This is a genomic window from Cohnella sp. (assembly GCF_041640265.1).
In the GTDB taxonomy this organism is placed as follows: domain Bacteria; phylum Bacillota; class Bacilli; order Paenibacillales; family Paenibacillaceae; genus Cohnella.
The window spans coordinates 182,143-197,503 of record NZ_JBEQAP010000005.1; the positions used below are offsets into that span (position 1 = coordinate 182,143).

General features: G+C 49.2%; 15 protein-coding genes. All 15 read left to right on the forward strand.

Features of this window, described 5'->3' with window-relative positions; all coding sequences use genetic code 11:
- The first annotated feature begins 27 nt into the window (after positions 1-27).
- The 15 genes from ACESLK_RS06450 to ACESLK_RS06520 all read left to right on the forward strand — a co-directional run bounded on the left by ACESLK_RS06450 (position 28) and on the right by ACESLK_RS06520 (position 15,216).
- Positions 28-1,515 carry a sugar ABC transporter ATP-binding protein gene (locus tag ACESLK_RS06450; protein WP_372663704.1) on the forward strand — a complete coding sequence of 496 codons (1,488 nt, stop codon included), beginning with the start codon at positions 28-30 and terminating at the stop codon, positions 1,513-1,515.
- Positions 1,516-1,538: 23 nt separating this feature from the next.
- Positions 1,539-2,534, forward strand: coding sequence for an ABC transporter permease (locus tag ACESLK_RS06455; RefSeq protein ID WP_372663659.1), 996 nt, complete (start codon positions 1,539-1,541; stop codon positions 2,532-2,534).
- Positions 2,535-2,550: 16 nt separating this feature from the next.
- Positions 2,551-3,396, forward strand: coding sequence for a sugar phosphate isomerase/epimerase family protein (locus tag ACESLK_RS06460; RefSeq protein WP_372663661.1), 846 nt, complete (start codon positions 2,551-2,553; stop codon positions 3,394-3,396).
- Positions 3,397-3,443: 47 nt separating this feature from the next.
- On the forward strand, positions 3,444-5,309 hold the full coding sequence (gene iolD / locus ACESLK_RS06465; RefSeq protein ID WP_372663663.1) for a 3D-(3,5/4)-trihydroxycyclohexane-1,2-dione acylhydrolase (decyclizing): 1,866 nt from the start codon (positions 3,444-3,446) through the stop codon (positions 5,307-5,309).
- A 33-nt stretch (positions 5,310-5,342) separates the two neighbouring features.
- Positions 5,343-6,275 (forward strand): myo-inosose-2 dehydratase, encoded by a 933-nt coding sequence (iolE, locus tag ACESLK_RS06470; RefSeq protein WP_372663665.1) that lies wholly within the window; start codon positions 5,343-5,345, stop codon positions 6,273-6,275.
- Positions 6,276-6,279: 4 nt separating this feature from the next.
- Positions 6,280-7,092: a 5-deoxy-glucuronate isomerase gene (iolB, locus tag ACESLK_RS06475; protein ID WP_372663667.1), complete on the forward strand. Its 813-nt coding sequence runs from the start codon at positions 6,280-6,282 to the stop codon at positions 7,090-7,092.
- A 28-nt stretch (positions 7,093-7,120) separates the two neighbouring features.
- Complete coding sequence (iolC, locus tag ACESLK_RS06480; protein WP_372663669.1) at positions 7,121-8,128, forward strand: 5-dehydro-2-deoxygluconokinase; 1,008 nt, start codon at positions 7,121-7,123, stop codon at positions 8,126-8,128.
- 40 nt (positions 8,129-8,168) lie between these two features.
- The gene (locus ACESLK_RS06485) at positions 8,169-9,623 is read left to right on the forward strand and encodes a CoA-acylating methylmalonate-semialdehyde dehydrogenase (protein WP_372663671.1); all 1,455 of its coding nucleotides are present in this window, start codon (positions 8,169-8,171) and stop codon (positions 9,621-9,623) included.
- 47 nt (positions 9,624-9,670) lie between these two features.
- A complete protein-coding gene (iolG, locus tag ACESLK_RS06490) occupies positions 9,671-10,699 on the forward strand; it encodes an inositol 2-dehydrogenase (RefSeq protein ID WP_372663673.1) in 1,029 nt (342 codons plus the stop codon).
- Positions 10,641-11,732 carry a LacI family DNA-binding transcriptional regulator gene (locus ACESLK_RS06495; RefSeq protein WP_372663675.1) on the forward strand — a complete coding sequence of 364 codons (1,092 nt, stop codon included), beginning with the start codon at positions 10,641-10,643 and terminating at the stop codon, positions 11,730-11,732. The genes iolG and ACESLK_RS06495 overlap by 59 nt, the downstream gene beginning before the upstream one ends.
- A gap of 8 nt (positions 11,733-11,740) precedes the next feature.
- Positions 11,741-11,959, forward strand: a complete 219-nt coding sequence (locus tag ACESLK_RS06500) for a class II fructose-bisphosphate aldolase (protein WP_372663677.1) — start codon at positions 11,741-11,743, stop codon at positions 11,957-11,959.
- 283 nt (positions 11,960-12,242) lie between these two features.
- A complete protein-coding gene (locus ACESLK_RS06505; RefSeq protein WP_372663679.1) occupies positions 12,243-12,653 on the forward strand; it encodes a GntR family transcriptional regulator in 411 nt (136 codons plus the stop codon).
- Positions 12,628-13,512 (forward strand): ATP-binding cassette domain-containing protein, encoded by an 885-nt coding sequence (locus ACESLK_RS06510; RefSeq protein ID WP_372663681.1) that lies wholly within the window; start codon positions 12,628-12,630, stop codon positions 13,510-13,512. Before ACESLK_RS06505 ends, ACESLK_RS06510 begins: the two co-directional genes overlap by 26 nt.
- Positions 13,502-14,506: an ABC transporter permease subunit gene (locus ACESLK_RS06515; RefSeq protein WP_372663683.1), complete on the forward strand. Its 1,005-nt coding sequence runs from the start codon at positions 13,502-13,504 to the stop codon at positions 14,504-14,506. The genes ACESLK_RS06510 and ACESLK_RS06515 overlap by 11 nt, the downstream gene beginning before the upstream one ends.
- A gap of 11 nt (positions 14,507-14,517) precedes the next feature.
- Entirely contained in the window at positions 14,518-15,216 is a 699-nt protein-coding gene (locus tag ACESLK_RS06520) for a Dph6-related ATP pyrophosphatase (protein WP_372663685.1), read from the forward strand.
- Positions 15,217-15,361: the final 145 nt, after the last annotated feature.

Below are 15,361 nucleotides of genomic sequence, written 5' to 3' on the forward strand. Positions count from 1 at the left end.
CCAATTACCCTGAACGGCGGTGAACGTATGGATACCGAATACATCTTGGAGCTAGACGGCGTAACAAAGGAGTTTCCGGGCGTTAAAGCGCTCGACAATATCCAACTTAAAGTCCGAAAAGGGACCGTACATGCGCTTATGGGTGAGAATGGGGCCGGGAAATCAACCTTGATGAAAATCATTTTCGGCATATATACCCCGGATAGCGGAGTCATTCGTTATAAAGGAAACCCCATTAAGCTGCACGGATCCAAGGATGCCATCCAATATGGCATTTCCATGATACATCAGGAGCTAAGTCCGATCCCGCATATGACGGTTGCAGAGAACATATTCTTGGGACGTGAATCCACCAGAGGGTTTGGTTGGATCAATCGCAAGAAGATGGATCAGGAAGCGGGACAATTATTACAGGACCTGAACATGAATATTAACCCGAAGGCAAAAATGATTGACTTAAGCATTGCCAATATTCAGATGGTTGAAATTGCAACAGCGGTTTCCCATAACGCGGATCTCATTATTATGGATGAGCCCACCTCCGCTATAACCGATAAAGAAGTCGAGCAATTGTTCGCTATCATAGAGTCGCTGAAGGACAAAGGAGTCACAATCATTTACATTTCCCACAAAATGAATGAAATTTTCAGAATCAGCGACGATATTACCATTTTTAGGGATGGACAATATATCGGTACAAAAGCAGCGTCCGATTTCACGCAGGATACGCTCATTCAAATGATGGTAGGCAGGGAAATCAAACAGGTCTTTCACAAAGAAACCGCCGATATTGGCGAAGTCGCGTTATCCGTCCGTAACCTTACGAGAAACGGAAAGTTTAATGACATAAGCTTCGAAGTCAGGAAAGGCGAAATTCTTGGAATTGCCGGTCTCATGGGTTCAGGCAGGACGGAAGTGATCGAAAGCATATTCGGCATTCACCCTCCGGATTCCGGAGAGATTTACATCCATGGTCAGAAGGCAACGATCCGTTCGCCGCAAGAAGCGATCAGCTACAAGATCGGACTGTTGACGGAAGACCGCAAAATTACCGGCGCATTCCTTCCCTTATCCGTGAAGGACAACATGATCATCTCCAGTATCGACGACTTCACCAGCAGTGGTTACATCAAAAGCAAGCTTGCCAACAACATGTGCAAGATATTCGTGGAACGATTGAATGTCAAGACACCAAGCCTGAATCAAGAGATGATGAATTTAAGCGGGGGAAACCAGCAGAAGGTGCTGCTGGGCAGATGGTTAATGAACAATCCGGATATTCTCATCCTTGATGAGCCTACTCGAGGCATAGATGTCGGGGCCAAGGCCGAAATCCATAAGCTAATGTCCAGGCTGGCCCAGACCGGAAAGGCTATCATCATGATCTCTTCCGAGCTGCCGGAAGTGCTTGGCATGAGCGACCGGATCCTGGTCATGCATGAAGGCGCCAGCAAGGGAGAGTTAGAACGGGAGAAAGCTTCGCAAGAGAGGATCATGGAGCTTGCATACAGTTAATTTTCTCATTTAGGAGGTCAAGTATGAGTATCAACCAGAACGAGAGTATTGCAGTTTCCTCTAAAAACTCTCACGAGCGTAAGATTGCCATTTCACACATTATGAGTAAATATGGCATTTTGTTCGTCCTGATCGGAATGGTCATCCTGATGACTTTTCTATCGGATTCCTTCCTAGTAAAGCAAAACTTGATCAATATCGTCAGACAAATCTCGTTCATCGGCATTATTGCGATGGGCGTAACCATGATCATTATCACCACAGGCATTGATTTATCGTCGGGCTCGGTAATCGCTTTAGTATCCGTTGTCGTTGCTAGCGTGGCTCATCCGGGCGAATATCCGCTCATCGTTCCGATTCTCACGGGGCTTTGCATCGGTGCCTTTGCAGGATTCGTTAACGGCTTCATTACGGCAAAAGGTAAAATTCCGGCCTTTATTGCAACGCTTGGCATGATGACTGCGGCCCGCGGGTTGGCGCTTCTGTATTCCGGGGGGAGGCCGATCGCAAATTTTACGGAATCGTTTTTGTTTCTGGGCAAAGGAACCGTTCTCGGCATTCCGTTCCCGATCGTCATATTCATCTTGCTAGGAATTATCTCGCACTTGCTGCTCAGCAAAACAAAATTCGGTAAGTACACCTACGCGATTGGCGGTAATGAACAAGCGGCGAAAATCGCCGGCGTTAACGTTGACCGTTATCGAATCATGATTTACGCCTACGCTGGATTACTTACGGCAATCGCGGGGATCATGCTGACGGCCCGGATTGGCTCCGGTCAGCCGAGTCTGGGAGTGATGTATGAGCTTGACGCGATCGCGGCGGCAGTTATCGGCGGCACTAGCCTGAACGGCGGTATCGGAACCATTCCAGGCACGATCATTGGCGCATTGATCATTGGCGTATTAAATAATGGACTGGATTTGCTTGGTGTATCATCTTATTATCAACAGATTCTTAAGGGAGGGATTATCGTGACAGCCGTCCTCCTTGATTCAAGAAAGAATAAAAGATCGTAAAGCCGGAGGCATAACTATGAAAATCGCTTTTAACGAAGCAACCACGCTGAACAATTCTAATCTGCGTACGGACTTGGAGTATTGCGAGCAATTCGGATACGACTATATCGAAATCCGGCTGGACAAATTGAAAGAGTATCTCCAAGATCATACCGTCCAAGATCTCAAAGGCTTCTTCAGCAACAACCGTATCAAACCATACGCGTTTAACGCGCTTGAATATATCAACTTCCGCGATGAGGCAGGGTTCAAGCAAATTAAAGATGATTTGGCCTTCCTATGTGAGGTTGGAGATACCATCGACTGCAAAAAGATTATCGTCGTACCCACTTTCGACATCGGCGAATATACGCGTGAACAAATCAAAGCGGAAACGGTTCGCGTGCTCCATGAGCTGTCGGAATTAGCGCAGCCGTACGGCGTTAGTCTCGCGCTTGAATTTGTCGGTTATCCGAACTGTTCGGTCAACACGTTCGGCCAGGCTTACGAGATTGTACAGGCGGCTGATCGATCGAACGTCGGGATCGTACTGGATTGCTTCCATTTCCATGCGATGAATTCCAGGCTGGAGGATCTGAAAGCGGCAGACCCCGGTAAAATATTCGTATTCCACATCGACGATTGCGAAAATTTGCCGGCAGGTGCGTTGCGCGATCACCACCGAGTATGGCCAGGTCAGGGAGCGGTTAATCTTGATGCGATTCTGCGCGTGCTGAAAGAAATCGGATACAGCGAGATGGTGTCGGTAGAGCTGTTCCGTCCGGAATATTGGGAGTGGGACGCCGCCCGAACCATCCGGACAGGCAAAGAAACGACGGAACGGATTGTCAGAAATTATTTTCCGGAAAAACAGCCCACTTAATTTTTTTATCCAATGAAAAAGCGCTTACCCAGAAGGAGATGACGTGATTGAAAGCGATCCGTTTAACAATGTCGCAGGCCCTGCTGAAGTTCCTGGATAACCAATATATCAGCATGGATGGCGTAGAACGAAAATTTGTCAGAGGCGTTATGGGCATTTTCGGCCACGGAAACGTGACTGGAATAGGAGAAGCTTTGGAAAATGACCGGGGTTCACTCCAATTTATTCAGGGGAAGAACGAACAAGGCATGGCTCATGCGGCAATGGCCTATGCGAAACAAAAGAACAGGCTGGAGATTTTCGCCTGTACTTCTTCCATCGGACCGGGGGCTTTAAATATGGTAACTGCCGCCGGCACAGCAACAGTGAATCGGATTCCGGTGCTGTTTTTACCAGGAGATATTTTTGCCTGCAGACAGCCGGACCCGGTATTGCAGCAAGTAGAAGATCCAGCAGATTACACGATCTCTGCCAATGATGCGTTCAAACCGGTCAGTCGTTATTGGGACCGAATTTCACGGCCTGAACAACTGATGTCGGCCGCTCTTCAGGCGATGCGCGTATTGACTGACCCCGTGGATACAGGTGCCGTGACGTTATGCCTGCCGCAGGATGTGCAATGCGAAGCGTACGATTATCCTTTATCCTTCTTTGACAAACGCATCCACTTCATCGAGCGGCGCCCGGTTTCCAAAGGCGCGCTGGATAGAGCTGTAGAGGTTTTAAAGAGAAAATCCAAACCTCTGATGATTGTGGGCGGAGGTGTTCATTACGCCATGGCCACAAAAGAGACGATCGCGTTCGCGGAAGCGTTTGGCATTCCGCTTACAGAGACGCAGGCAGGCAAAAGCGCAGTGCCTTGGGATCACCCGCTCAATATGGGAGCGATTGGGACTACTGGGTCACTCGCAGCCAACCGTCTGGCCAAAGAGGCGGATTTGATTATATGTGTCGGCACTCGTCTGGCCGATTTTCCAACAGCTTCAAAAAGCGCTTTTCAGCATCCCGAAGTGGAATTTCTAAACATCAATGTGAGCAGCTTCGACGCTATGAAGATGAATGCTCACATGGTCGTCGCGGATGCTAGGGAAGCATTGACTTCTCTTACCGAGACGCTAGGAGCAGAAAAGTATAACGGCTCGCACGATATCGTTTATCTGAAGGGCCTTAAGCAGGAATGGGACGCGGAAGTCAATCGGCTGTATGGACTAAGCCGGGATGACGGGCTTGTCCAGACAAAAGTTATCGGAACGCTCAATTCCTTCATAGGTGAGGATGACGTTATCGTATGTGCGGCGGGAAGCCTGCCAGGTGATCTGCACCGCTTGTGGAGAAGCCGGAAGCCGAACACTTACCACATGGAATATGGCTTCTCCTGCATGGGATATGAAGTTTCCGGATCGTTCGGCGTTAAGCTTGCCGACCCGCACCGGGAAGTTTATACGCTCGTGGGAGACGGCAGTTTCCTGATGCTGCATTCGGAGCTTCTGACGAGTCTGCAGGAAGGACGTAAAATTAACGTGATCTTATTGGATAATAACGGCTATCAATGCATTCATAACCTTCAGAAGGGCCATGGCAGCGATGGCTTCGGGAACGAATTCCGTTACCGGTCGCCCGAAACGAATCGACTCACCGGCAGCTACCTGCCGATTGACTTTGCAACGGTTGCTAAAGGACTGGGAGTAAAATCGATTCAGGTTCACACCATCTCGGAGCTTAAAGATGCGCTTGCCGCGGCCAAAAATGAAACGCAGTCGGTATTGATCGAAATAAAGGTGCTTCCGGGAACGGGCACTAACGGTTATGAATCATGGTGGCGCGTCGGCGTGGCCGAAGTTTCCGAAAGTGAGAAGGTAACTGCGTCGTATCAGGATGCAGAGCAAAAAATCAAAATCGCCAAGCCATTCTAACAGCACTGTCGAAGGAGAGAGAGGTTCACAAGCATGAAGCTGGATAAGACGAAGCTAGGAATTTCACCCATTAATTGGGTGAATGAAGATGTACTGACGTTGGGTGACCACTATACATTTGAGGATTTACTAGGGGATTTCTCTTCCCTCGGATTCAGCGCCACGGAGAATTGCCGGAAATTTCCGAAAGATCCGGATGTGTTAAAGACCGCTTTGGCGGAAAAGGGAATTCGGTTAACCTCTCAATGGAAGGGCGTATTATTCTCCGATCCAGCGAGACGCGATGAGGAATTGAAGTCGTATCGGCAGCATGTCGATTTTCTTAAACGGATGGGTTCCGAGCACGTGGTCACTTGTGAATTAGGGGGCTCTATTATCGGAGACCCTCGTCGGCAGGGAATTGTAGAGAACGTCATTCCTTTAACGCCGGAAGAATGGGGTTACATGGTCGAGGGACTGAACCAGGCCGGAGAGATATGCCGAGAGAACGGCATGAAGCTCGTCTACCATTATCATATCGGTACCGTGGTAGAAAAGCCTGACGAGATTGATCGGCTGATGGCGTCGACTAATCCCGACTTGGTACACCTGCTATATGATACGGGTCATGCTTATTACGGCGGCTATGATCCTCTAGAGTTGATCCAAAAGCACGGAGACCGAGTCGGTTATGTACATTTGAAAGACATAAGACAGTCTGTCCTGGATAGGGTCATGGAGTCTGGAATCCCTTTCCAAGCTTCGGTTATTGCTGGCGTATTTACAGTACCAGGGGACGGATGCATCGATTTCGGACCGATATTTCGGGCTCTTAACGATAGAGAATACGATGGATGGATGATCATTGAGGCCGAGCAGGATCCATCCGTCGCTAATCCCTATGAGTATGCGAAATTATCCAAGCGCTATATCGACGGAATTATCACGGATATGACCGATTCAGGAACGGAAAAGGAGGACGAATGAGTCTATGTCCAATTTAATCGTGTCCGGCCGAAAACAAGCAGATCAGCAAGGGAACTTGCTCACCATTACGCCTGAATCGGCGGGCTGGAAATATGTGGGTTTTGAAGTGTTCGTTCTCAAAGCGGGACAAAGCTTGAAGAAAGAAACCGAAGATCGGGAAGCGTGTCTTGTTCTATTGTCCGGCAGAGCCAAGGTCGCGACTTCAGAGCTTAGAACAGAAGAGATCGGCCGGAGGATGTCCGTATTTGAGAAGATTCCGCCCTATAGCGTCTATGTCCCGAATGGCGATTTCTATGAAGTGACGGCGATTACCGATTTGGAACTAGCCGTATGCACCGCACCAGGCCAAGGAGGACATACGGCCCGATTGATCTTTCCCGAACACGTCGGGGTCGAGACGCGCGGATACGGCAACATTGAACGGCAAATCCACAACATCCTGCCGGAGTCGCAGCCTGCAGACAGCCTGCTTGTTGTGGAGGTTTTCACGCCGGGCGGTCATTGGTCAAGTTATCCGCCACATAAGCATGACCAGGACGATCTGCCGAACGAATCCTATCTGGAAGAAACCTATTACCACAAAGTGAATCCTGGCAAGGGATTCGCCATCCAGAGGGTTTATACGGACGATCTCTCTTTGGACGAAACCATGATCGTTAAGGATGGCGATGCCGTTCTGGTACCGAAGGGATATCATCCGGTGTCCGCTCCGCCTGGTTACGACGTTTATTACCTGAATGTTATGGCAGGACCTCATCGGGTTTGGAAGTTTCACAACGACCCCGACCATGAATGGTTAATGCCGCCGAAGAAATAAGCATATTGAATCATGGGAGGTATATAAAATGTCTACGATCGAATTCCCGAATGAGCGCAAGTTTGATCTCATTGGTTTGGGGCGGGCATGCATCGACTTGAACGCCAATGAAATCAACCGGCCGATGGAGGAGACGCTTACTTTCACCAAATATGTCGGCGGATCCCCTGCCAACATCACCATTGCCATTGCGCGGCTGGGCCTAAAAGCCGGATTTATCGGCAGAGTGGCGAATGATCAATTCGGCAGGTTCATTCGCGACTATTTCAAGCGCGATGGCATCGACACGAGCCATGTCGTAACGGACATGTCCGGAAGCGTGACAGGTTTGGCTTTCACGGAAATCAAATCACCGACGGATTGCAGCATTCTAATGTATCGAGACAATACGGCAGATTTGAGGCTGGAACTGGCTGATATCGATGAAGAGTATATCCGCAGCAGCAAAGCACTGCTCATTTCGGGTACGGCGCTTGCACAAAGCCCGTCACGGGAAGCCGTTTTCCAAGCGATTCATTACGCTCGAAAGCACGGTGTTGTTGTCATCTACGACATTGATTTCCGCAACTATACTTGGAAGTCGAAGGAAGAGGCGTCGATTTACTGCAATCTAGCAGCCGAGAAAAGCGACATCATTATTGGCGGTCGTGAAGAATTTGATATCTTGGAGACGACGACCGGACCCATTCAGAAAGATGACGAAGCTACTGCGCGCAGATGGTTTAATCATCGGGCGAAGCTTGTCGTTGTAAAGAACGGCGGAGAAGGTTCCACTGCCTTCGCGAAGAGCGGGGAAACATTCAAGGCAGGCATATTCCCTGCGGAAAATGTCATCAAGACGTTCGGGGCGGGTGATTCATTTGCCGGCGCCTTCATTTACGGTCTGATGCAAGGTTGGCCAATCAATCAATGCCAGCAGTTCGGGAGCGCATCGGCTTCCATCGTCGTATCGAAGCACAATTGTTCGGACGCGATGCCAACCGCCGAAGAGATCCATACCTTCATCGCCAAACGGCTCGGAAATATCAGCTATTAATATACAACATTGATTTCAATTTGAAAGGGTGGCTAAGAGCATGGCAATCAGCGAACTGAATTTGCAAAATTTCATCGGCGGACAATGGGTGAACGCGTCTGTGGACCGGAAAGATACGGTTGTTAATCCGGCAACGGGAGAAGCGCTCGCTAATGTACCAATCTCTACGAAAGAGGACGTAGCACGGGCAGTGGCATCAGCCAAGGAAGCATTCAAAGAATGGAGCAAAGTCCCCGTTCCGAAACGCGCCCGCATCTTATTTAAGTACCAGCAGCTGCTAGTCGATCATTGGGATGAGCTGGCACGCCTAGTTACCCAGGAGAACGGCAAAAGTTATGGTGAAGCCTATGGCGAGGTTCTACGCGGCATCGAGTGTGTGGAATTCGCTGCAGGCGCACCGACTTTAATGATGGGAAGCGTCTTGCCCGATATCGCTACAGGAATTGAATCGGGATTCTACCGTTATCCGATCGGTGTAGTTGGGGGCATTACGCCGTTCAACTTCCCGATGATGGTCCCTTGTTGGATGTATCCGTTAGCTATTGCTTGCGGCAATACATTTGTCCTTAAACCTTCCGAGCGAACGCCGATTCTCGCGAATCGTCTTGCCGGGCTCTTTAAGGAAGCGGGTCTTCCGGATGGAGTGCTGAATATCGTTCATGGCGCGCACGATGTTGTAAATGGACTGCTGGAGCACGAGGATATCGCGGCAATTTCGTTCGTAGGGTCTCAGCCTGTAGCGGAGTATGTCTATAAAACAGCCGCGGCGCATGGAAAACGAGTACAAGCGCTAGGCGGAGCGAAGAACCATTCCATCGTCTTGCCGGATGCGGATATGGACCTTGCCGTGAAAGAAATCACGAACGCTGCGTTTGGCTCGGCAGGGGAGAGATGTATGGCGGCTTCCGTTGTCGTGGCAGTTGGTGACAGTGCGGATGAATTGGTGTCTCGACTAGTGAAGGCGGCCAGCGAGCTAACCATAGGCAACGGCATGGAAAAAGGAACCTTTCTGGGACCGGTCATTCGCGAGTCTCACAAAGCAAGGACAATCGGGTACATCGAGAAAGGCGTAGCCGAAGGAGCGAGTCTTGTATTGGACGGCCGGACAGCCGCGGCAGCTTCGGGAGAAGGTTATTTTATCGGGCCAACGATTTTTGACAATGCGAAGCCCGGTATGGCGATTGTAAACGACGAGATTTTCGCTCCGGTTCTCCAGGTGATCCGTGCTGACAGCCTGCAAGATGCGATTGAAATGACCAACCGTTCCGAATTTGCCAACGGCGCTTGCCTGTACACAACCCGCGGCAGCGCAGTTCGCGAATTCAGAGACAACATCGATGCCGGTATGCTGGGTATCAATGTAGGGGTTCCCGCACCCATGGCTTTCTTTCCATTTTCGGGCTACAAGAAGTCGTTCTATGGAGATCTTCACGCCAACGGCAAGGATGGGGTAGAATTCTATACCCGCAAGAAGATGGTAGTTGCACGGTATTAAAACCGTCCATATATAAAAAACAAATCCAGGATGAGAGGAACCCATACATGCAAAAGTTGAGAGTAGGAATCGTTGGAGCAGGCAGAATCGGTAAGCTTCATGCGGAAAATTTGAAGAATTTCAAGGAAGTTGAGATCCGAGCGATTTCGGATATTTTTGCGGAACAGGTCGGGGATTGGGCTGCACAGAACGGGATTGAAAAAGTAACGGAAGATTACAGGGATATCCTTAACGATCCGGAAATCGATGCCATTCTGATCTGTTCGCCAACTGATACGCATGTCGGCATTATTAAAGAAGCCGCGCTCGCCGGCAAACATATTTTCTGCGAAAAACCGATCAGCCTGGATTTGAGCAAGACGGCTCAGGTGCTGCAATGGGTGAAGCAAGCCGGGATTAAGTTTCAACTCGGCTTCAACCGCAGGTTCGATCATAATATGAGCCGTGTGAACGAACTGCTGAAAGCTGGCAAGGCAGGGGATCTGCATATTCTGAAGATCACGTCCCGCGACCCTGCGGCTCCGCCGGAAGCTTATATTAGAAGCTCGGGCGGATTGTTTGCCGATATGGCGATCCATGATTTCGACCTTGCCCGTTTCTTGACAGGCAGCGATGTCGAGGAGGTTTATGTTCAGGGTGCCGTTAAGGTCGATCCGGTATTCGCTGAATGCGGAGATATCGACACGGCGATTATTACCTTAAAATTCAAGAACGGGGTTCTTGGGGTCATTGTCAATAGCCGTCAGGCGCATTATTACGACCAAAGGGTGGAGGCATTCGGTTCCGTTGGCAGCATCGCCATTCAGAACGATACCCCTAATACTGCGGAGCTTTACACGAAAGACGGCGTCAGCCGGGAAACTCCGCATTATTTCTTCCTGGAACGGTACAAGGAAGCTTACGTCAAGGAGATGCATTGTTTTATCGATGCTGTCCTTAACGATTCACAGGTACCGGTTGACGTGAATGACGGCTATCAGGCTGAACTTATCGCTTTCGCCGCGGGTATTTCATTACGTGAGAAACGTCCCGTTACTTTGGCTGAAGCGGAAGCAAGAATCGTTCAAGAGGTATAAAGTGGCGGCAGGCAACGAGGTACCTATGAACACTACAATCTATGATATTGCACAGAGGGCTGAAGTTTCCATTGCTACCGTATCCAAGGTTATGAACGGTAACGGACGAATCAGCACAAGAACGCGGACAAAAGTCGTTCGCATCATGCATGAACTCGGATATGAGCCAAGTATGGTCGCATCTGCGCTAACGGGCAAACAAACCTTTACGCTGGGCCTGCTGATTCCCGACCTTGCAAATCCGTTCTTTGCGGAGATTGCCAGGAATATCGAGGATCGCGCACATGAGATGGGTTTTAGCGTCATTATCTGCAGTACGGATAACAAACCCGAACGGACTCAGCGAAATATCCGGTTCTTTAAACAAAAGCGAGTGGACGGCGTCATTATCGGGACAGGGGATGTTGATGCCGCAACCATAACGGGTCTATTGAAATCGATGCCGGTAGTCTTGATCGCGAGAGATATCCCGACATTAGCTGTTGATGCGGTTAGGGTTGACGATTTTCTCGGAGGTAGAATGGCTGCGGCACACCTTCTGGAGTCCGGACATCGGTGCATTGCGGTCGTGGCGGAAGATGAACTCTTTGTTAGCAGTAACGAACGTGTTCGGGGCTACCGAGCAGCGCTGGAAGAAGCCGGGGTTTCTTATGATCCCGGACTAGTTGTGCAGGTGATTCCCAATCCGGAAAGCGCCAAAGCAGCTGCGGCGGAACTTCTCGAAGCTCGGCCCGATCTGACCGCCATCTTCACATGTAATGATTTGTTGGCTACTTTAGTGATTCAAGCTGCCCGCGAGCGTGGTCTGTCTGTTCCCGGCGATCTGTCGGTTATCGGGTTTGACAATACGCTCCACGCATCTATTGTATATCCGGCGCTCACAACGATAGCTCAACCTACGGAGGATATGAGCAGGCAGGTTGTTGATCTGTTGTTGGGTAAAATCAACGATCCAAACGTCACGACACAGAAAGTCATCATGCTTCCGGAGCTTATAACCAGATCGTCCGTAGGGGCAGTGGGAAAGGAGTAACATTCCACATGACAGCTGAGGACATTCGCAGAGCCATCTCGTGCGGTACGGCAAAAATTAACGTGAACACCGACAATCAAATGGCTTTTTCCTCAGCAGTCCGCAGCTTTTTGATACAGCATGAAGAAGAGTATGATCCTCGGAATTATCTGAAGCTTGCACGGGATGCGGTCAAACGATCGGTTGTCTCCAAGATGCAGTTATTCGGCAGTGTTGGGAAAGCATAACCTCATCGGTCAGACTCCTCATCGATCTGCATGGAATGATTCAATAACACGTAACAGCTGGCTGAGCATCCTTCGGGGTGCTTTTATTTTTGTGTAAGTGTCCGCCAACCTCACATAAATACTCTGAGCGAACGGGATACCGTCCTAAAGGAGCGAGAAGGAGTGGCTCTGAGCTCTGAAAATTGTTCTTGCCATTTTCTTTCCCATCGAGTACTATGTGTACTATACCGAATAGTACACATGAAATTAAAACCCAAGACGGAGAGGAGCGACCCGATGACTCATGATACAAATTAATGATCGGAGCCTGTTGCCCATCTATGAACAGATCGTGAATCAAATGAAAGAGCTTATTGTCAAAGGGGGTCTGAGGGAGGGGGATAAGATTCCATCCGTTCGCGAGATGTCCGCCACGCTGCTCATTAATCCGAATACGGTAGCGAAATCCTATCAGGAGCTGGAACGGCAAGGCGTAATTGCGACAGTCCGTGGAAAGGGCACATTCGTATGCAAGCCAGCCTCGTCTCCGGGAATGGAGCGCGAGAGGGGCGAGCAGCTCCGCGAAGAACTGAAGCGATTGATCGTAGAAGCTCGTCATCTAGGAATACCTAAGGAACACTTTAAATCATGGATACAAGAAGAGGTCGATACATATTGGGGGGAAACCGATGTTGACAGTAAGAGGTCTGAGTAAAGCCATCGACCAGCAGGAGGTGCTGAAAGGCGTCGATTTCATGCTCCAGCAAGGACAAGTGGTTGGAGTCGTCGGAAGGAACGGCGCAGGCAAAACAACATTGTTCAAAACGATGGCGGGTGTCCTTATTCCGGACTCGGGAACAGTGGAGTACGAAGGTAAATCCATTCATGAACATCCGCAGACTAAGAAAAACGTTATTTTTGTTCCCGATAGTCCGGAAGCTTTGTTTGGCTATACACCTATTGAGAGCGCTAAATTCTACGCCCAAATATACCCGGCCTTTGACATGGATTATTTCAAGAATACATTGCTCCGGCTCGAGCTCCCGCTGAACCGGAAGATCAGACAGTTCTCCAAAGGGATGCGGATGATGTTCAGCACGGTGCTAGGCTTGTCCACCAAAGCGCAATTCATCCTGCTCGACGAGCCAACCAACGGAATCGATGCCATCGCCAAGAAGCAGGTTATGACGCTGTTGATTGAGGCTGCGGAAGAGGGGCGGACACTTGTGATCTCCTCCCACTTGCTCGGAGAGCTGGAGAGGATCGCGGATACGATACTGATCATGAAGGACGGGGCAATCGAGACGCATGTAATGGCCGAAAGCGTGAATGGAGCGATTGTCAAGTATCAGATTGTGTTCCAAGGGGATACGCAGAAGGAATGGTTAGCTTCTCCAAACGTACAAGTGTTAGAGAATGTGGGTCGGGTCTATACGGTTCTCATCGATTCAGAAAGCAATGCGAAGGTGCTTAGTGAGCTATCCCTGCTCAATCCTCTTTTAATGGAACAGCTTCCAATGAAGCTAGAGGACTTATTCGTATGGAAGCTGGGAGGAAAGAATCATGTGGGTTAAAGTATTAGCTATCAGGGAAATTCGTCAAGCGCGGGTCATGTTCTGGGTATTACCGATCGTCCATTTCTTGATGCTTGGCATGCAACGAATTAATGCTTGGTTCATGGGCGAGCAGTACTGGATCGACATGCGGATTGCCGGTACTCACTCCATGCTAGATGCCTATCAATACGGGGGGCTGGAATCAAGCAGCAGAATGTGGCTTGTGATAGCTTTATTCTTATTAGCGCTTATCCAGCTGGCAGCGGAACGGCGCAATGGAGTACAAGAGCTTCTCTTCTCGTTGCCGTATTCCCGCCGCCAAATTTTTATCACCAAGTGGTTGGTCGGCATTGGTTTGCTTACGGGATCGCTTGTCATCAATACGGGAATTGATATGGTCGTTATGGCAAGTTCACCGGTGTCCTCGTACTTCAGTCTCATGTTCCATATCAACGAAGTCCTCTATTCCTTGTTAGTCGGTGTGGCTTTGTACAGTTTTGCGTTGTTTCTTGGTGCCATTTGCGGCAGTATGGCTTCTCAAGGTGTGATCTCGTTCATGGTGTTTATTCTGCCTATAGGGATATGGGAATTAGTACGGGACTTCATGAATGTCCACCATATTCCATATAGGAACGATTATTATAGTTACAGTTATAGATTTCAAGATTATTTCAATATAACAAGCTATGTGGGTTTACAATATGATTGGATATCCCTTAAACACGTTATCGTTCTAGGTATTATACTGCTAGTGACAGCTTGGGGCGGAATAAGGGCATTTGAAAGAAATCGCGCGGAAAATAACGGGAAGCTGCTTATTTTCAACTTTTGGGAACGAGTGGTAGAGGTTGGCTTCGTTGTGTGCTTCACACTACTATCCGCTTCATTTGTGTCCAGCATGTTCAATAATAGCGACAATACCTTGCTAATGTATTATATAGGATTAGTTACAGGTGTTTTCCTGGGCATTTTCATCATACGCAGACTGACGCGCATGCGGCTGAAAATATAAGGGGTAGATTTATGAGTGCCAAAGTAACAAGAGTGGCGCTGTCCTGGAGCGGCGGCAAGGATAGCTGCATGACTCTGGATAAGCTTATCCGAGAAGGCCTCGAGGTCGTTTGTTTGCTAACGACAGTGCCTGCGGAGATCGGACGAACGTTTGGCCACGGAGAGAGGATAGAGCTTATCGAGGCTCAAGCCGAGGCATTGAGTTTGCCGGTGGAATTCATTTCCTGCACCTTTGACACGTATACGAGCGATTTTATTCGGACACTTCGCGAATTGCAAACGAAGTACTCATTCGAAGCAATTGCCTTCGGGGACCTATTTCTTGCGGAACACAGGGAGTGGGGAACCGGAGTGGCGGAAGCGGTAGGTATACAGGCGGCATATCCGCTGTGGATGGAGCCTGACGGGACGCGTGAAGCATTGAGGGAGTTCGTAGATTCCGGCTATGAAGCCGTCATCATACGCGTAAGCGATCGTGTTCTTTCGAAGGAATGGCTAGGGAGGAAGCTTGATTCGGTCTTTTACGAGGATATATTGCGAGAGCAGCAGGTTTGTCCTATGGGAGAGGGCGGAGAGTACCACACCTTCGTATACAATGGTCCGTTGTTTAAGCATTCTGTATCATTCGTGCCCGGAGAGGTACTGCAGTTGGAGACGACCAATAGATTAGATCTGCGAGCAGCTAGTAACAAAGCCGCAGGAAAAAACTAGAGAAGCCGATTAGGCTTCTCTCAGGCTGTCGAGAAAGTCTCGACAGCTTTTATTATGTCCAATTAATTTAATGCGACACCGCGTTAATATGGTATAATATAACTAAACTTATACCGAACGGATGGTGTTTCCATGCTACGTTCAA